Raw genomic sequence first — 16,956 nt, 5'->3', positions numbered from 1 at the left:
CCGCTGCTGCGCGTGCCCCAGGCGGGCAAGGCTGGTGCTCCAATCCTGCAAGGAGCTTGAGCATGAGCAAGACCATCATTGTGCATACCAGCGACTCCGGCTGGCTGGACCAGGCCGTGCGCCTGCACCTGATCTACGGCGGCGTGGAAATCGAGGATGACGCCGAGGTTGGGGTCGGTCGTCATGACCTGGAACAGCTGGTGGAGCTGATCCACAGGCACCATGGCCATTCCGCCACCCGCCTGCGCACTCTGCTGGGCGTGGGCGTCGGCCTGTGCCTGTCGGCGATGGGGCTGTGGATGATCCACGAGGCCGCCGCCGATCCCGGCGAGACCAAGGAGCTCTGGGTGTTGCTGGCCGGCGGGGTGTTCATGGCCTTCTTCGGCGGCCTCGGGGTGTTCTATGCCCTTGGTCAGCGCTGGCGCATCACTGCCAGCAGCGGCGATCGCAACATGACTCTGGGCTCTGACTGACGGAGCAAGCGGCGCCGCGGCTAGTCGTCCGCGGCGCTTTGCTGGATCAGGTCCTCCAGCAGGATCAGCAGGCCGGCACACATCAGAAACAGGCCCCAGTTGAACGAGGCGGTCTGTACGTGGCGCAGCAGCTGCATCCATTCCTCATGCTGCGGGGGTATCCAGATCACCGGCAGCATGAAGCCGAGCAGCGCCACCAGGGCGAAGGACATCAGGCGCATGAAGGGGCGTGGTGGCGTCTGCTGGTTGACGCCGTAGACCACCGTGGCCACCACCAGGATGCTGGCCGAGGCAGACAGCACCAGGTCGGCACGGCTGTGCAGCACGTCGAACAGTACCGCTTCGAATTCGCCGCCCGGTGCGGCGCCGTGCTGAATCGCCAGCAGGGCCGCGGCCAGCTGCACGACAGTGCCGCCGAACCAGGGCGCGCGTAGCAGCGGATAGCGGCGCAGCAGCACCGGCGCGGCCATGGCCCGGTGCCAGAACAGCAGCCAGGCTGCTGCCGTCAGGCCGTAGAGCAGGCCGGCGAGCAGGGCGAACATCTCAACCGGAAGTCGCCTCGCCTTCGCTCGCGCCGGGCTGCGGGGCGCTGGCAGGCGGCTGGGCGCGGATCGGGCTGATCAGGTTGGTGTACTCCTCGAGCAGGCGGTTGACCGCTTCCGGCGGCTCGCAGGCCTTGAACACCATGCTGATGGCGATTTCGTCCGGATCGCGCTGCTGGTCCTTGCGCTTGTCCTGGCCGAAGGTAACGAAGAAGCGCTCGCTGGCCAGTTCGCCGTTCTGCAGATTGTCGCGCGCCTTCTCCAGCTCGGTGCCCTGCATCTTCACCGACAGATCGACCTTCATCGCGGCCAGTGCCAGTCCGCGCGGCGCTACCAGGGTGATCAGCGGAATATTGAGGGTGTGTCCTTCGTCCAGGGCTACTTCGACCATCTTGGCCTTCATCGGCGTGCCGAGGTCGTTGGGGTCGTAGTCGAAGAACTGGTCGAACAGCTTGATGTACTGCTGGGCGATTACCTGGTGGGTGGCGGCCGCCGCCTGGTGCAAGCCACGGGTGATGTGGCTGAGGTCGCTGGCAGTCATCGGTTCCTTCTTGGAAAACAGCGCCATTATGGGGCTCCTTGCGTGTGGGGGAAGGGTGACCCCGCCTGGCGGCGGGGTCGGTTGCGGGGCTTAGCCGCCTTTCTTCTGAGGGTCCGCCTGAGGCTTGGACGGATCGGGCAGTACGGCGTCGGTGGGCAGGGCATCCTTGTTGGCAGCCTGCGCATTGGGCAGCATCACCGGCTTGGTTGCCGCGTCGGTGAGGAAGTCGATGACCCGCATCAGGGCTTCCGGCGGATCCTGGCGCGCGATCTTGGTGTGGATCGCATAGCGCGCCCGGGTGTCGGTCTTGCGGGTCTGGGTCGACTTGTGGCTGACCGAGCCTTTGACGGTGAGGCTGAAGGGGCCCCAGCCGAGCTTGGCTTCGAAGCTGCCTTCGGCGGCGGTTTCGCTGGTGTCCTCGGCCATCTGGTTGATGGTCAGCTCGAAGTCGATGGTGCCTTCTTCGACGGTGATGTTCGGGTGACTGATGGCCGCCAGCAGCGGAATGCGCATCTTCTTGGTCACCGTGCCCTGGTACACGCCGTTCTCGTCGACCAACGTCTCGTCATAGTCGAACTGCACGGATACCGCTTTGCCGTCCTGGATACATACGGTCAGCAGGAAGTCGGCGTAGGCCTTACTGGCCTGGACCTGGGCGGCGATCATCGCCTGCAGCGGCCCGGAGATCATCCGGTCGAGAGGCAGGGCATTGATAACGGAGCCGATCAGGCCGGTATCTATCTGTGACATGTGTCAATCTCCTTATAAGTTGCGCGAATTTGCGCAATTCCAGGCTATGACTGCGGGCGCCCTGGATTCAGCGGGAACTGGTTACCTGTGAGTTGCGTGTTCCTGGCGGCGGATGTTGCCGATCTGGCGCAGGCTGAGGCCGTACTTGTCGGCCAGGGCACTGCGTGAGAGGCCGTCACAGCTTTCCTGGAAGATCTGCTGGTTGCGGATCTGGCGCAGGAAGTGGTCCACCTTGGGAATCTCGATGGACAGGCCGGCGTAGCGCTCGATCAGGGCGCAGAGGGCTTCCGGGGGAAGGATCAGGGTGAGGGAGGATCGGGAAGGGAACTTGGGAATGTACTTCGGACGTCCGCCGAAGCAGCTGGTCAGCCGGTAGGCATTTTCCAGACCGACGCATTCGATCAGTTCTTGCAGCGAGTGGGGCAGTTGTCTGACATCGACCTGCTTGAGGTCATGCTCGTCCATGGTCTTGCTCCTTGTTGGTCTTGTGGACTCGCAAGGATGCTAGGGACGCTCTGGCCTGCGGGTTAATGGGGAAATATCCCCCCTGATTGGTCAGGAAATTGTTCAAGCTGATGTGTACTCCTGCGTGGGTGTTGGACTGGTTGCCCCTTCATTCAAGGAGAACTGCCATGTCCCGTTACACCATCGACTTCACTTTCATCGCTCGCCTGGAGGGTGGGCCCGCCACCCGCGGCTATGTGCCGGATGCCGCCAACAGCCGCAGCGGGGTGACCATCGCCATCGGTTTCGACCTGGGCCAGCGTCATCTGCAGGACCTGCAATCGCTCGGGTTGGACGCTGGCTTGGTGCAGCGCCTCAGCCCCTACCTCGGCCTGACCGGCCAGCAGGCGGCGGCCAGGCTGGCGCAGCAGCCGCTGACGGTCAGCGCGGCCGAGGCCGAGGCGATCGACGAAGCCTTCAAGCGGCCCTTCATCGAACGCCTGGCTGCCGCCTACACCAAGGCCAGCGGCGGCGACTTCGGCGCCTTGCCGACGGCGGCGCAGACGGTGATCGCATCGGTGGCCTTCCAGTACGGTGATCTGGCGTCGCGCACGCCGAACTTCTGGAAGCAGGTGGTGGCTCACGACTGGGCCGCGGCCTGCGCCAACCTGCAGAACTTCGGTGATCGCTACGCCACCCGCAGGCGTCAGGAGGCCGCATTGCTGGGCACGCTGCTTTGAGGCAAAGCGCGGGGCGCGGCGAAACCGCGCCCCGTGTCTTCAGTGGCAGGGGTAGGTGAGCAGCAGGTTGGCGCCGATCAGCTGCTCCGGCTGCGGGTTGTCGGGCACGCTGCGCCAGTCCACCTGCAGGCAGATGGCGGTGACGTCCTGCAGGGCCTCGACCCCGGTCACGCGCGGCGCGAAATCGCGCCGGTACAGCACCAGGGTGGACTTCTGCGGCGTAGTGCTATCGGCCTTGGCCAGGGTGTCGCGCACCAGTTCGGGAATCACAGTCATCGGCAGGATGAAGCGTGCCTGTTCGCCGCTGGACTGGAAGTGCCCGGCATCGCGGGTGCGCTTCCACAACTGCTGCCACTGGCTGCTGCCGGCGGCGCTGGCCAGCTCGCTGGAAAGCTCAGCCAGGCGGGTGGCGGGCAGGGTATCGGTCTGCAGGGCATGGGCGCTGCCGACGTGCAGGGCGAGGGCACAGCAGAGGGTACGGATAAGCATGGTGGACTCCTTGTCTCAGGGCAGCACGAGGCGGCGGTGGTTTTCCGGGTAGGCCTTGTCCCACAGTTGCAGGGCCACGGCGTTGTCGATGGCGTGGAGGTTCAGGTTGTGGATCTGCGCGCGCATGTCGCGGCTCAGATAGCGCTGAAAGCCTGCCTTCTCGATGAGGTACTGGTAGGCCTTGCCCAGCTCGTGCATCAGCACCAGGGCCGGGCTGATGTGGCTGAGCTGGTCGCCATGAGCTCGGGCCTGGTGGCGCTCCAGCTCGCCGAGGCCGGGGCGGGTGTTGCCGTGCTCGCCGGCGAAGTAGCCGCTGGAAAGGTTCCACAGCAGGCGACCGGCGCTGTGCGGCTCGCTGTTCTTCGGCCGGCGCCAGGCATCCTTGTTGCGGCTCAGGGGGCTGGCCGTGACCTCGATGTGCAGCAGCTGCGGCACGGTCATCAGCTCGTTGAGCAGGAAGGCGGCGAAGCGGGACTGGCGCAGGTACTGGCAGGCATCGCGAAAGGCATCTTCGGCGACGCTCTGGTCCAGCTTCCTGCCGGTGACGATGATGGTCATCTCTGGCTCCTCGATCAAAAGCCCGGACGGTCGGGCAGCCGTCATGCTTGCAGCCGCTTCGGCGGCCCTGCAGAGGGAAAGGCTTCAGGTCAAGCGTGCGCGATGTCGCAAATGAAGAGGGTGATGGCATAGTGATATGGCAAACCGCCGGCAAACATGTTTCCTTGTGGCGCCCTTTGCCGCGGCGGCGTGACTCCGCGCGGCGGGAGTGCTAACAAGAAGAGAGCCGCTACCCTTCACCTGCCCCGTGTTCGAGGCTTCTGCCGATGGCAACCACTTCCCTGCTGGTCTGTGACGACTCCGCGATGGCGCGCAAGCAGCTGTTGCGTGCCTTGCCGCCGGAGTGGCCGGTCGAGGTCAGCCAGGCCACCAACGGCGTGGAGGCGCTGCAGCGCATCCGCCAGGGCGGCATCGAGCTGCTCCTGCTCGACCTGACGATGCCACAGCTGGACGGCTACGGCGTGCTCGCCGGGCTGCGCGAAGAAGGCCTGGCGTGCAAGGTCATCGTGGTCTCCGGCGATGTGCAGGACGAGGCTGTCAGGCGCGTCACCGAGCTGGGTGCGCTGGCCTTCCTGAAGAAACCGGCCGATGCCACGCTGATGCGCGAGACCCTGCAGCGCCTGGGCCTGTACAGCGGCGAGGCGGGCGCGCCGCCAGTGCTGCTGGTCGAGCCCAAGGTCAATTTCCGCGATGCCTTCCGTGAAGTCATCAACGTTGCCATGGGGCGCGCCGCCGCGCTGCTGGCGCGGGTGCTGGGGGTGTTCGTCGAGCTGCCGGTACCCAACGTCAATATCCTCGAAGTGAGCGAGCTGCACATGGCGCTGGCCGATGCGCAGAGCGACGATCGCCTCACCGCCATCTGCCAGGGCTATATCGGCGGCGGCATCGCCGGCGAGGCGCTGCTGATCTTCCATGACTCGGAAGTGACCGACATGGCCAAGCTGCTGCGCCGCAGTGCCAGCGAGAACTCCGCCATGGAAATGCTGCTGGACATGTCCAGCGTGGTGATCGGCGCCTGCCTGAGCGGCATCGCCGAGCAGATCAACATCAAGTTTTCCCAGGGCCACCCGCAGGTCCTCGGCCAGCACTCGTCGATCGACGAGCTGATCCGGCTCAACCAGCAGCGCTGGCGCAAGACCCTGGCGGTGGAGTTCAGCTACAGCATCGAGGGGCACAATATCCACTTCGACCTGATGCTGCTGTTCACCGAGGACTCGGTACCGCTGCTGACCAAGAAACTCGCCTACATGATGGGTTGACCCATGGCCGAAACCGCCGACCTCAATGAGTTCCACTGGTTGCTGACGATCGTGCAGAGCATCGACGTCGGCGTGGTGGTGCTGGACCGCCAGTTCCGTGTGGAGGTTTGGAACGGCTTCATGGAGAACCGCTCCGGGCGTCCGCCGGAGGACGTGCTGCAGAAATCCTTCTTCGAGCTGTTCCCCGAGGTCGAGGAAGACTGGTTCCGCCACAAGGTGGACAGCGTCGCGACCCTCGGCACGCCGGCCTTCACCATCTGGGAGCAGCGCCCCTACCTGGTACGTTTCAAGAACTACCAGCCCATTACCGGGCAGGAAGACTTCATGTACCAGAACACCACCATCCTGCCGCTGCTGGCCACCAACAGCCGCATCGAGCATGTCTGCCTGATCATCTACGACGTCACCAGCGTGGCGGTCAACAAGCACCAGCTGCAGTCGGCCAACCAGCAGCTCAAGCACCTGTCGCGCACCGACCGTCTCACCGGCCTGAACAATCGCGGCCATTGGGAGGAGGAGCTGCGCCGCGAGTACTCGCGCCACTGCCGTTACGGCAGCATGGCTTCGCTGGTGATCTTCGACATCGACCACTTCAAGCGCATCAACGACACCTACGGCCACCCGGCCGGTGACAAGGTGATCCAGCTGGTGGCCGAGGTGGTGCGCGAGGTGATCCGCGAGAGCGACATCGCCGGGCGCTATGGTGGCGAGGAGTTCGTGGTGTTGCTGCCGGATGTCGACAAGATCGGCGCCCGGCTGTTCGCCGAGCGCCTGCGCCAGCTGGTGGAGGCACTGGTGGTGGACTACGAGGGGCAGGAGATCCGTTTCACCATCAGCCTCGGCGTGGCCGACCTCGGCCAGCGCACGCAGGACCACCAGCAACTGATCGACTGGGCCGATCGCGCCCTTTACCAGTCCAAGCATGGCGGGCGCAATCAGGTTAGCGTGCACGGCGGCTAGGCCGTCGTCGCCTGCCTTGGGCCGCTGACGACCAACAGCAGGGCCAGCGCCAGCAGTCCCAGCGCCGCCAGGTTCAGCGGGCTCCAGCCCAGGCCGCTGAGCAGCGCGCCGGAGGCAAACGAGGCGAGCGCCGCCACCGTGCCGTTGCCCAGCTCCATCAGGCCCTGCGCCTGGCCGCGCTCCGCCGCGCTGTGGCCCTGGCCGAGCAGGGTGGTGCCGGCTACCAGCATCAGGTTCCAGCCCATCCCCAGCAGCAGTGACGACGCCAGGAAGTGGGGCTGTAGCTCGCCGCTCAGGGCGATGGCGACGCTCGCCGCCAGCAGGCCGATGCCCAGCAGGGCCACGCGCTGGCAGCCCAGACGGTCGACCAGCGGGCCGGCGACGAAGGCCGGCAGGAACATGCCGACCATGTGCCAGCGGATCACCTCGGCGCCGGCCGCCAGCGGCAGGCCGCAGAAGCTCATGGCCAGCGGCGTGGCGTTCATTACCAGAATCATCAGCCCGTGGCCGATCGCCGTGATGGCCATGGCCGCACGCACTGTCGACCGCGCCAGCAGCATGCGCATGGCCGCCAGCGCGCCGCTCGTGGCCGGCGGCAGGGCGCCCTGGCGCAACCCGGCGAGCAAAGGGATGGCCAGCGCGGCGAGCAGCGCGACCAGCAGGTAGGCGCCGACGAAGGGCTGCTCTAGCGCATCGCGCGCCCACAGCGTGAGGCTGGGCGCCAGCAGCGCGGCGCACAGGCCGCCGCCGATGACCCAGGCGGTGGCGCGACCCTGGTGCGCGGCGTCCACGGCCTCCAGGGCGGCGAAGCGGTAGTACATGGCGGAGGCCTGGTACACGCCGATGGGCAGGGCGCCCAGGCAGAACAGCCAGAAATCCGCCAGCCACACGCCAAGCGCACTGAGCAGGCCGCCGAGGATGCCGGCACTGGCGCCCAGCACCAGCCCGGCGCGGCGCCCGCGGCGCTGCATGAAGGCTGACAGTGGCTGGGTCGCTAGCAGGTAGCCCAGCACCAGCAACGCCAGCGGCAGGGTGGCCAGGCCGTTGAGCGGCGCCAGCTGCAGGCCGACCAGCGAGGTCAGGGTGATGCCTATCATCGCGCAGCTCCAGAACAGGGCCTGGGCGAGGAACAGACGCAGCAGGGTGGGGTTGCGCAGGAGCAGCATGGTGATCACCAGTACCTGGGGTAGCGCACGGCGCGCGTGGCGTTGTTGTAGACCAGCGCCACCAGCATCAGCAGCAGGGCCCCGGTGAGGGTGGGGAACAGCAGGAAGTCCCAGCCGGGCTGGGCGAGGAAGATGATCACCGGATTGGAGCCGGCAGGCGGGTGCACGGTGCGCGTCGCCATCATCAGCGCAATCGCGGTGCCGACCGCCAGCGCCAGGGCCCACCATTGTGGGCCGCAGCCGTGCAACAGGATCAGGCCGACCAGGGAGCTGAGGACGTGCCCGCCGACCAGGTTGCGCGGTTGCGAGAAGGGCAGGTCGGGAAAGCCGAACACCAGCACGCAGGAGGCGCCGAAGGAGCCCAGCAGCAGGCTCAGCGACAGCCAGTCGGCGGTGCTGGCAACGCAGGCGATGGCCAGCGCGCCGCCGAGCCAGGCCAGGGCGATCTGCCGCCCGCTGGCGCGGGGTGGCAGGGCGGCGGCGTCGCCGCGCAGTTTGCGCAGGAGTTCGAGCATGATCATTCCTCTGTTGCCGGGCAGCCGGCGGGGTGGTGGGTGCGCGCGGTGGCGGCGGGAAAGCGGGCCAGCCGGTCAGCCGGGCGAATCGGCCGCCGCACCAGCTCGCCGCCGCAGTTCGGGCAGCGGTTGTGCAGGCGCTGCTCGGCGCAGTCGCGGCAGAAGGTGCATTCGAAGGAGCAGATGCGGGCGTCCAGCGAGTCTGCAGGCAGGTCATGGTCGCAGCATTCGCAGCCGGGGCGTAGTTCGAGCATGGGGGGCTCCTGGGGTGTCAGGCGAAGCGTTCGGCGTAGTCCTGGGGACTTACCGACAGGTGTTTGTGAAAGGTGCGGCGCAGGTTTTCCGGGTGGCGGAAGCCGGTCAGCCGCGCCACGGTGCCGATCGAGGCGCCGCTGTCCTGCAGCAGGCCGCGTGCCGCTTCCAGGCGCAGCTGTTCGACATAGCGTCCCGGGCCCATGCCCAGTTCCTGCACGAACAGCCGCGACAGGCTGCGGCTGGACAGGTGGGCGCGCTGCGCCAGGGCTTCCAGCGACAGGTCGGCGGCGAGGTTCTGTGCCATCCACTCGAGCAGGCCGAGCAGGCGCGGCGTGCGGCTGGCATCAGGGGCGAGCAGGGCGCTGAACTGCGCCTGGCCACCGGGGCGCCTTAGGAACATCACCAGGCGCCGGGCCACTGCCAGGGCCAGCGGACGGCCGAGATCGGCTTCGACCAGGGCCAGTGCCAGGTCGATACCGGCAGTCACCCCGGCCGAGGTGAACACATGGGCGTCACCGTCGCGGCCGCTGGGGTCGTAGGTATGCAGGCGGTCGCCATCGACCTCGATAGCCGCATGCTGGCGCAGTGCCGCCGCGTCGGCCCAGTGGGTGGTCGCGCGGCGCCCGTCGAGCAGACCGGCGGCCGCCAGGATCAGTGCCCCGGAGCACACCGAGCCGAGGCGACGGACCTGCGGCTCGGCAGCGCGCAGCCAGGCCAGCAGCGGCTGGTTGGCGCACTGCGCCGTCTCGCCCAGGCCGCCGGGCACCAGCAGGGTGTCCAGCTCGGCCGCTGCGCAGTCGCGCCAGGCCTGCTCGGCTACTAGCTGGAAGCCGGCCGAGGTCGCAACCGGCCCCGCCTGCTCGCCCAGCACGCGCAGGCGGTAGGCTTCGGCCTGGCCCTGGCGGCGCAGCTCGACGTTGGCCGAGGCGAATACCTGCAGCGGGCCGGTGACGTCGAGGCTCATCACGTCCGGGTAGATCAGGCTGGCAATGGTGCGCATGGGGATTCCCTCCAGAAGCTGGAGGCAGTCTGCGCGGATCGCCTGTTGGCGACAATGACAATCACCCCACAGATATGGACAGACGCTGCCCGGAAAATGCGAAGCCCCCTCGCCTGGCGGCAGAGGGGGCTTCGCGGGGTGGCGGCAGGCCGGGGACTTGCGTGTGTGTTACTCGGGCATGCTCCACGGGTCGAGGGCGTAGCCGTCACGGCTGAGCTGTTCGCGCGACTGGGTCAGGGCGTCGGCCAGCTGCGCCGGATCGGCGTAGGTGCGGCTGTCCAGCTGGGCCTGGCCGAGGCGGCGGTTGGTACGGTCGATCACCGCCAGGGTGATCACGCCGGTGCCGTCCTGGGGTTGCCAGGCCACGCACTGGAATGGCTGGAAGGCGCGGCCGGCGATGAGCAGAGCTTCGTTGACGCGGAGCGAGGTGTTCATGGGTCTGTTCTCCAAGGATGCCCAGTGTGCGATCTGGCCAGCGAAAGCACGTATTGCCGCGGCCTGTGAACAATTGATGGCGGAACCTGACCTTGGAGTCACATGCTGTCGTGAAAACATAGAAATATGTCGCATGTTGCCGTTTTTACGTCTGTTTCGGCGGCGCATGGAACGCTGTGGCGCGATCGGTATCCTAAAGTGACGAGGTCCATTCACACAGGAGTGTCGTCATGGGTACTACCCTCAGCGGTTTGCTTAGTCTGGCCATTCTGGTCCTGGACATCTGGGCGATCATCAACGTGATCAAGAGCGGTGCGGAGACCGGGATCAAGATCCTCTGGGTGCTGCTGATCGTCTTCCTGCCGGTGCTGGGGCTGATCATCTGGGCGCTGGCCGGGCCGCGCGGCAACGTCCGGTTCTGAGTCGCTGCGGCTGGAGCCGCTCGGCAGATGTCCTTACAATGCGCGCCTTTTCATGGGCGGCTGGTCCGTCCGAATCCACCAGCGACGAGGGGGACTACCCATGAGTGACTACCAGGAAACGCTTTACGACGGCTACGGCCAGCGCTTTCGTATGGATCGCCTGCTGCACGAGGTGCGCACCGAGCACCAGCACCTGGTGATCTTCGAGAATGCCCGCATGGGCCGGGTGATGGCGCTGGACGGGGTGATCCAGACCACCGAGGCCGACGAGTTCATCTACCACGAGATGCTCACCCATGTGCCGATCCTCGCCCACGGTGCGGCCAAGCGCGTGCTGATCATCGGCGGCGGCGACGGCGGCATGCTGCGCGAGGTGCGCAAGCACCGCAGCGTGGAGAGCATCACCATGGTCGAGATCGACGGCACCGTGGTGGAGATGTGCAAGGAGTTCCTGCCCAACCACAGCTGCGGCGCCTTTGATGACCCGCGGCTGAACCTGGTGATCGATGACGGCATGAACTTCGTTGCGACCACCACCGAGAAGTTCGACGTGATCATCTCCGACTCCACCGACCCGATCGGCCCGGGCGAGGTGCTGTTCTCCGAGAACTTCTACCAGGCCTGCCGGCGCTGCCTGAACGACGGCGGCATCCTGGTGACCCAGAACGGCACGCCGTTCATGCAGCTGGCCGAAGTACAGACCACTGCCGGGCGCATGGACGGGCTGTTCGCCGACTGGCACTTCTACATGGCGGCGGTGCCGACCTACATCGGCGGCAGCATGACCTTCGCCTGGGGCAGCACGGATGCCGAGTACCGCAAGCTGGCGCTGGAAACCTTGCGCCAGCGCTTTGCCGGCAGCGGCATCGTCACCCGTTATTACAACCCGGAGATTCACCAGGGCGCTTTTGCCCTGCCGCAGTACGTGCTGCAGGCAGTGAACAAGCCGAGCAACGACTAAGCGCGGCCCCCGCGTCACCCGAAAGCCGGCATCAGCCGGCTTTCGTCTTTCTGGACGCCACCGCGAAGGCCCGCCATGCTTGTGACAGAAGGGCGAACAGAGGCTTGGGCATGTCAGGGCTGCGCGCATTGATTCTGGCATTGGGCGGGATGTGGCTGGCGCTACCGGCGTTCGCCGCGCAGTGGCCGACGATCCGCCTCTGCTACGAGTCGGCCGCCCTTGTCCCCTACACCAGCGCGCCGGCGGACAAGCGCGGTGCGGGGCTGATCATCGAGCTGCTGGAGGCCGCCGCGCAGCAGGCGCAGGTGCGCCTGCAGCTGCATCAGCAACCCTGGAAGCGCTGCATCCACGAAATGCGCCAGGGCAGCACGGACGGCATCTTCATCGCCGTCTGGCAGCCCGACCGCGATGCCTGGGGACGTTTTCCGGGGCGCGATCCCCGGCTTGGCACGGCTGTCGACCCGGCGCGTGCCCTGTGGCCAGTGCAATACGTGGTGATCGGGCGCGCCGGTGGGCGCCTGAGCTGGGACGGCCAGCGCTTTTCCGGTGTACGACATGGGGTCGGTGCGCCGCTGGGCTACGTGGTCAGTCAGCGCCTGCAGGCACTCGGCGTGCTTGCCAGCGAGTCGATGGCGCCGCCCAAGGCGCTCGGGATGGTTGCTGCAGGGCGCCTGGACGGCTATGTGCTGGAGCGCGAAATCGCCCTGGACCTGCTCGATCAGTTGCAGCTGCAGGAGCAGCTGGTGCTGCTGCCCACGCCCTTGCTCGAGACTGAATGGCACCTGCCGTTCTCCCACCCGTTCTATGCCGCCCACGGCGATGTCGCCGAGCGCTTCTGGCGGGCGTTGGGCGAGCAGCGCGAGAAGCATGGCGATGAGCTGCGGCGGCGTTATCTGAATCGCTAGCCGGCGGCACACTGCGGCCTGAGGCCCAGGCTTCGAGTCGCCAGGTAAGACAGATAGAAGAAGGTTTCGTAGGCCAGGGAGGGGCCCTTGCTCTTCCAGCTTCGATAGCGGCTGGTCGGCGTGGGCGCCGCATGGGCGCGGATGCCGATGTCGCGTGCCAGCAGCATGGCGCGCTGCATATGCAGCGGATCGCTGACGATGAACGCGCTTTGCAGGCCATGTTGGCGCATCAGTCCGCAGGCTTCGGACAGATTCTCCGCGGTGATGGTCGATACCGACTCGGTGAGTATCCGCTCGCCTGGTACGCCCGCCTGCAGAGCGTATTGGCGCGCGACTTCGGCTTCTGCCTGGGTGTCGCCTTCGCCACGGCCGCCGGTCAGGATCAGGTAGTCCACGCGCTGTTGCTGCAGCAGCCGGATGGCGTGATTCAGGCGCTCCGCGAATACCGGCGAGGGCTGCTCCTGCCAGACGGCGGCGCCCAGTACGATGGCCGCGTCGACATGTGCCGGCGAAGGCGCCGGCGCATAAGCGGCGATCTGCAGCGCTGTGGCGGTCGCGCCGGCGAGCAGCAGCGCGATCAGTGCCGGCAGCAGGCGCCTGAGCTTCAGCGCTGCTCGACCCGTTGGTGCAGTTGCTGCGACAGCTGCTCCAGGCGTTCGCCCAGGGCGACCAGCGACTCCTGGGCGTTGAGCAGCTCGGCGCTGGCTTCGCGCTGGCGTTGGCTGGCCTCGCGCTGCGCGGTGCTGTGGTCGCGCACGCGGGTCAGCTGGTGCTGGGCCTGGTCCAGCGACTGGCTATGGTCGAGGATGGCGCCGGAGAGGTTGGCGGTCAGGGTGGCATTTTCCGCCAGCGCCGTGCCGACATCGCTCACTTGCTCGACACCGGTGCCGACGATCTGCGCGGACTGCACCAGCACGCTCTGTACCGTGTCGGCGGTCTGGTTGCTGCGCTGCGACAGGCTGCGCACCTCGTCGGCGACCACGGCGAAGCCGCGCCCATGTTCGCCGGCCCGTGCCGCCTCGATGGCCGCGTTGAGCGCCAGCAGGTTGGTCTGCTGGGCGATGGCGCTGATCATCTGCATGGATTCGGCAATACGCTGGTTGCTCGCCTGGATCGCCTGCATGCTGTCCTGGGCCTGCTGCATGCGCGAAGCGCAGGCGGTGACCTGACCGCTGCTGTGCTGGGTGTCCTGGCTGAGCTGGCGCATGTGTGCGGTGCTCTGCGAGAGGTTGTCGAGCACCTCGTGCACGGCCAGGTCGAGCTGATGCATGGCGTCGGCCTGCTGCTGGACATCGCCGTCGATGCTCTGGCAGCGCTGGCGCATGCTGTCCAGCGTGCGGTACAGCTGTTGCGACAGCTGGCGCAGGTCGCTGGCACTGTGGCGCACCTCGTCGAGCAGCACGGCCAGCTGCTGGCTGCCGGCGGTGGCCGCCTTGCCGACACGCTCGGCCTCGTCCAGATGTTGCCGGGCATCGCTCAGTGCCTGCTGGCGCACCCGTGCGCTGTACCACTGGGCCAGCCACATGGTCAGCACCGGCAGCAGGTATCCGGAATATTCGTTGAGCATGGCGTCGCGCGGGCTCAGCTCGAACTGCGGCAAGCTGGCGCCAGCCCGGTCCAGGCGGATCAGCCAGAACACGAAGAGCAGCTGGATCACGGCCCAGAACGCGGCGCTGCGGCCGCCCAGCAGCAGGTAGCCGAAACCGATCACCACCAGGGGCCAGAAGATGTGGGCCGAATGCACGCCACCCAGCTGGTAGATCAGGATCATGGCGTAGCTGCTGATCAGTGCCATGGCCAGGTTGGCCACGCCACGCGCCGGCAGCCAGGCCTGGCGCACGGTCAGCATGACCAACGGCATGCCGATGATCAGCAGGAACGAGCCCTGCATCAGCGCATCGTTGCCCAGGCGGCCCCATTTGATACCGCTGTACAGGCCGATGACCGTGCCGCACAGACAGAAGAAGGAAAGCATGCGGCCGAGCGACTGATCGCTATGGCTCTGCTCGCTCTGCGGCATGAGGGTGGCTAACTGCCCTTGTTGCATGGGAGTGGGCTCCGTTCTTATGGGTTGCCGAGGATATCGGCGACAGTGCGCTGCGCCTTGAGCTCAATGCGTGATGGCATTTGGCCTGATGCGCAGAATACCCAGCCCAAAGAGTGGCGGCGATGATTTGGCGACCAGGCGTGTGATCCGGCCGATTCATCGCCCATAAAGGCAGGAAAGCCGCCTTGCTCGGGCGGCGAAGCCTACTCCTCGGTCGCTTCCTGCCAGCTGCTGTCCGGATCGAAGCGGGTCATGGTCAGCGCCTGGCGTTCGCCTTCCGGACCGAGGTCCTTCTCGAACACCGCGCCCTCGTGACTGATCATGAAACTCATCACGCCAGTGTCGCCGTAGTCGACTGGCCAGGCGATCAGGGCGAAACCCCGGCTCATGTTCTCGCCAAGCACATAGCTGTAAGCGCCGCCGGGTGCCGAGGGGCCTTGGGCATCGAGGATGCGGTAACGGTAACCGTGCCAGTCACCATCCGGCAGCTCATCGCCGAACAGCGGACCCAGCGGGCTCTCGTCTTCGCCTGCCTCTTCCGCCCAGTAGAGGCCGTCATGCTGGCCGTCGCTGCTGGTGAATTTCCGCGCGTACTCCAGCACGCCATCGCCATCACGATCGACTTCGGCGTAATCCATCTGGGCGTCGTGGTAGGCGCGCACGGCCTGCAGGGTGGCCAGTTCGTTGCGGCCGATGCGGCGTAGCCGGATGGTCTCGCCACCGGCTCGGGTATCGAAGAACCAGCCATGCCTGCCCCGCACCAGGGGCAGCGGCAGCTCCCAACCAATGTTACCCACCACCAGGCGCGAGCGGTGCCGTGCTTCGGGGCGGATCTCATGTCTCTCCCGGTACAGGGCGAGGAAGGCCTCGACATCCTCGCGTTCCCCGCCCTGCTGCGGGATGTAGCTACGCCAGTCCTGGCCCAGTAATGCAGCCAATCGCTCGGCATCGGCCCGCTCGGTGCCGAGGGCCGCAACGAAGGCCTTGGCAGCCTCATCCGGAGTGGGGAAGGCCTGCTGCGCCTGCACGTTCTGGGTAGATAGGGCCAGCAGGGCGACCAGCATGGTGCGAAGGGCAGCATTCATGGCAGGGCTCCTTGTCAGCGCCGGCGGGCGCCACCACGGGAAGAGGACATGGCCGGGCGGTTCACGGACCGGCCGCTGGCGCGTGCTGACTGTGGGCGACTGGCGGAAGCGCGACTGACCTGGCCACGTTGCTGGTAGGCGCGTTCCTGGCTGGGCGCCCGGGCGCCGGCGAAGGCGTTGTCGCGCGTAGCCTGGGAACGTGAGGAGTACTGCTGGCGTGCCTGTTGGCGCGCCTGCGGGTTGCTGCGAGCCCGATCGCGCGGCTGAGCCTGCTGGCGTGCCTGGGACGGGGCACGCATTGCACTGTCTGCGCTTTGGGCTCGCTCGCGGGCCTGGCGGTTGCTGCTGGCCGGGCTCTCGAAGCCACGTTGCGCCAGGCTCTCGCGCGCGCGTTCACGATCGGCGACCCGCGCCGTGTCGCGGCCACGCAGCGCCTCGCGCTGTTCGCCATTGGCCAGGCGCTGGCCATACTGTTCGCGGCTTGCTCGGTCACGATAGGGTACGCCGTCGCGGTTGCTGGCGTTATGCTGCCAGTTGTTCTGGTTGACGTTGAGTTGTCGGTTGCTGTTGATGTTGTTGTAGCGGTCCACGTCGATGTCGATGTCGCCGTGGCCCCAGTCGCAGTCTCCCCACAATGAATCGATGATTGCCACGCCGGCGGCGAAGCCCAGGCCGGCCATCAGCGCCCCACCGAAGTAGTAGCCGGGAGGTGGGGGGTAATAAACCGGCGGGTAGCTTGGATACGGCCAGGTGCCGTAGACCACTGTCGGGTTGTAGCTGGGGACGTAGACCACCTGAGGGTCGGCAGGCTCGATGATGATGGTCTGCTGGCCGCTGGAGGTACTGACCTGAGTAGTCTCTGCAGGTGATTCGCTGACTTTCTGCTTGTCATTGGATTCCAGATTGCCGGCTTCCCTGGCCTGATGGCGCAGGCGCTGCACCGAGTCCATTACCGCATCCGGCTGGGCCAGGAAGGCGTCGCCTACGCGCTGAACCCAGGCAGGGTCCTGGCCCAGAGTGGCCAACACGGCAGGGAACGCTACCAGCGACTGCACGCTGGGGTCCCAAGGTTGCTCTGAGACCTGACGCACCGCATCGTCGCCGCTGGCGTCCGGGTGTTCCATGGACCACGATGCCGCGTCGGCCACGTCACCCGGGTAGGTGGAAGCCATCAGCACTTGAGCCAGCAGAGTGTCGGGGTAGAGCGCCAGGGGCGCAAGCATCTGGTCCAGTTCTTCAGCGCGGAACACCTGTTCCGATCCACCTTGGACGTCGCGCTCTGTAGCCCAGACGGAAGAGCTGAAGGTAGCCAGCAGGGCGATCAGCAGGGGCCACAGTGGGAGGTTTGGACGGACACGCATGGTGCTCCTCCTGGCGAAGTGGAAAGCGCGGCAGTTGCCGCGCTTCGC

The 16,956-nt window shown here is 66.6% G+C and carries 22 protein-coding genes; 7 read left to right on the top strand and 15 right to left on the bottom strand.

Features of this window, described 5'->3' with window-relative positions:
* The first annotated feature begins 62 nt into the window (after positions 1-62).
* Positions 63-473: a hypothetical protein gene (locus PA6_RS03615; protein WP_021699522.1), complete on the top strand. Its 411-nt coding sequence runs from the start codon at positions 63-65 to the stop codon at positions 471-473.
* Between the two features lie 20 nt (positions 474-493).
* Here PA6_RS03615 and PA6_RS22400 read toward each other — a convergent pair whose 3' ends face one another.
* The 4 genes from PA6_RS22400 to PA6_RS03595 form a co-directional block, all read right to left on the bottom strand.
* Positions 494-1,015 (bottom strand): hypothetical protein, encoded by a 522-nt coding sequence (locus tag PA6_RS22400; protein ID WP_021699521.1) that lies wholly within the window; start codon positions 1,013-1,015, stop codon positions 494-496.
* Between the two features lies 1 nt (position 1,016).
* Positions 1,017-1,583, bottom strand: a complete 567-nt coding sequence (locus PA6_RS03605) for a DUF2589 domain-containing protein (RefSeq protein ID WP_021699520.1) — start codon at positions 1,581-1,583, stop codon at positions 1,017-1,019.
* 63 nt (positions 1,584-1,646) lie between these two features.
* On the bottom strand, positions 1,647-2,306 hold the full coding sequence (locus PA6_RS03600; protein ID WP_021699519.1) for a DUF2589 domain-containing protein: 660 nt from the start codon (positions 2,304-2,306) through the stop codon (positions 1,647-1,649).
* An 81-nt stretch (positions 2,307-2,387) separates the two neighbouring features.
* A complete protein-coding gene (locus tag PA6_RS03595; RefSeq protein ID WP_021699518.1) occupies positions 2,388-2,771 on the bottom strand; it encodes a Mor transcription activator family protein in 384 nt (127 codons plus the stop codon).
* A gap of 167 nt (positions 2,772-2,938) precedes the next feature.
* Here PA6_RS03595 and PA6_RS03590 point away from each other — a divergent pair, with 167 nt between their 5' ends.
* Entirely contained in the window at positions 2,939-3,490 is a 552-nt protein-coding gene (locus tag PA6_RS03590; protein WP_021699517.1) for a pesticin C-terminus-like muramidase, read from the top strand.
* A gap of 39 nt (positions 3,491-3,529) precedes the next feature.
* On the opposite strand, the gene PA6_RS03585 is transcribed toward PA6_RS03590, so the two are convergent.
* Complete coding sequence (locus tag PA6_RS03585) at positions 3,530-3,979, bottom strand: hypothetical protein (RefSeq protein WP_021699516.1); 450 nt, start codon at positions 3,977-3,979, stop codon at positions 3,530-3,532.
* Positions 3,980-3,994: 15 nt separating this feature from the next.
* Positions 3,995-4,537, bottom strand: coding sequence for a hypothetical protein (locus PA6_RS03580; RefSeq protein WP_021699515.1), 543 nt, complete (start codon positions 4,535-4,537; stop codon positions 3,995-3,997).
* Between the two features lie 266 nt (positions 4,538-4,803).
* On the opposite strand from PA6_RS03580, the gene PA6_RS03575 reads away from it, so the two are divergent.
* Positions 4,804-5,796 carry a response regulator gene (locus PA6_RS03575; RefSeq protein ID WP_021699514.1) on the top strand — a complete coding sequence of 331 codons (993 nt, stop codon included), beginning with the start codon at positions 4,804-4,806 and terminating at the stop codon, positions 5,794-5,796.
* 3 nt (positions 5,797-5,799) lie between these two features.
* Positions 5,800-6,756: a sensor domain-containing diguanylate cyclase gene (locus PA6_RS03570; RefSeq protein WP_021699513.1), complete on the top strand. Its 957-nt coding sequence runs from the start codon at positions 5,800-5,802 to the stop codon at positions 6,754-6,756.
* Here the strand turns inward: PA6_RS03570 and PA6_RS03565 are convergent.
* From PA6_RS03565 to PA6_RS03545, 5 genes are all read right to left on the bottom strand, one after another.
* Entirely contained in the window at positions 6,753-7,919 is a 1,167-nt protein-coding gene (locus PA6_RS03565) for an MFS transporter (RefSeq protein ID WP_255209910.1), read from the bottom strand. The genes PA6_RS03570 and PA6_RS03565 overlap by 4 nt on opposite strands.
* 8 nt (positions 7,920-7,927) lie before the next feature.
* A complete protein-coding gene (locus tag PA6_RS03560; RefSeq protein ID WP_021699511.1) occupies positions 7,928-8,437 on the bottom strand; it encodes an HPP family protein in 510 nt (169 codons plus the stop codon).
* 2 nt (positions 8,438-8,439) lie between these two features.
* The gene (locus tag PA6_RS03555) at positions 8,440-8,691 is read right to left on the bottom strand and encodes a DUF1272 domain-containing protein (protein WP_021699510.1); all 252 of its coding nucleotides are present in this window, start codon (positions 8,689-8,691) and stop codon (positions 8,440-8,442) included.
* Between the two features lie 17 nt (positions 8,692-8,708).
* Positions 8,709-9,692 carry a GlxA family transcriptional regulator gene (locus PA6_RS03550; RefSeq protein WP_021699509.1) on the bottom strand — a complete coding sequence of 328 codons (984 nt, stop codon included), beginning with the start codon at positions 9,690-9,692 and terminating at the stop codon, positions 8,709-8,711.
* A 168-nt stretch (positions 9,693-9,860) separates the two neighbouring features.
* Positions 9,861-10,127, bottom strand: coding sequence for a hypothetical protein (locus PA6_RS03545; protein WP_021699508.1), 267 nt, complete (start codon positions 10,125-10,127; stop codon positions 9,861-9,863).
* Between the two features lie 230 nt (positions 10,128-10,357).
* Between PA6_RS03545 and PA6_RS03540 the strand changes: the two genes are divergently transcribed.
* The 3 genes from PA6_RS03540 to PA6_RS22395 all read left to right on the top strand — a co-directional run bounded on the left by PA6_RS03540 (position 10,358) and on the right by PA6_RS22395 (position 12,415).
* Positions 10,358-10,549, top strand: coding sequence for a PLDc N-terminal domain-containing protein (locus tag PA6_RS03540; protein ID WP_021699507.1), 192 nt, complete (start codon positions 10,358-10,360; stop codon positions 10,547-10,549).
* Between the two features lie 100 nt (positions 10,550-10,649).
* The gene (gene speE, locus PA6_RS03535) at positions 10,650-11,510 is read left to right on the top strand and encodes a polyamine aminopropyltransferase (RefSeq protein ID WP_021699506.1); all 861 of its coding nucleotides are present in this window, start codon (positions 10,650-10,652) and stop codon (positions 11,508-11,510) included.
* Between the two features lie 110 nt (positions 11,511-11,620).
* On the top strand, positions 11,621-12,415 hold the full coding sequence (locus tag PA6_RS22395) for a substrate-binding periplasmic protein (protein WP_021699505.1): 795 nt from the start codon (positions 11,621-11,623) through the stop codon (positions 12,413-12,415).
* On the opposite strand, the gene PA6_RS03525 is transcribed toward PA6_RS22395, so the two are convergent.
* The 4 genes from PA6_RS03525 to PA6_RS03510 form a co-directional block, all read right to left on the bottom strand.
* Positions 12,412-12,903 carry a YdcF family protein gene (locus tag PA6_RS03525; protein WP_255209909.1) on the bottom strand — a complete coding sequence of 164 codons (492 nt, stop codon included), beginning with the start codon at positions 12,901-12,903 and terminating at the stop codon, positions 12,412-12,414. The two genes, PA6_RS22395 and PA6_RS03525, sit on opposite strands and share 4 nt — an antisense overlap.
* Positions 12,904-13,019: 116 nt before the next feature.
* Positions 13,020-14,462 carry a methyl-accepting chemotaxis protein gene (locus PA6_RS24735; RefSeq protein ID WP_021699503.1) on the bottom strand — a complete coding sequence of 481 codons (1,443 nt, stop codon included), beginning with the start codon at positions 14,460-14,462 and terminating at the stop codon, positions 13,020-13,022.
* Between the two features lie 203 nt (positions 14,463-14,665).
* Positions 14,666-15,547, bottom strand: coding sequence for a DUF2950 domain-containing protein (locus PA6_RS03515; RefSeq protein ID WP_021699502.1), 882 nt, complete (start codon positions 15,545-15,547; stop codon positions 14,666-14,668).
* A gap of 14 nt (positions 15,548-15,561) precedes the next feature.
* A complete protein-coding gene (locus tag PA6_RS03510; RefSeq protein WP_021699501.1) occupies positions 15,562-16,908 on the bottom strand; it encodes a DUF3300 domain-containing protein in 1,347 nt (448 codons plus the stop codon).
* Between the last annotated feature and the right edge of the window lie 48 nt (positions 16,909-16,956).

The sequence above is a fragment of the Aquipseudomonas alcaligenes NBRC 14159 genome (genome assembly GCF_000467105.1).
In the GTDB taxonomy this organism is placed as follows: domain Bacteria; phylum Pseudomonadota; class Gammaproteobacteria; order Pseudomonadales; family Pseudomonadaceae; genus Aquipseudomonas; species Aquipseudomonas alcaligenes.
This window is presented reverse-complemented; position numbering and strand designations above follow the sequence as displayed.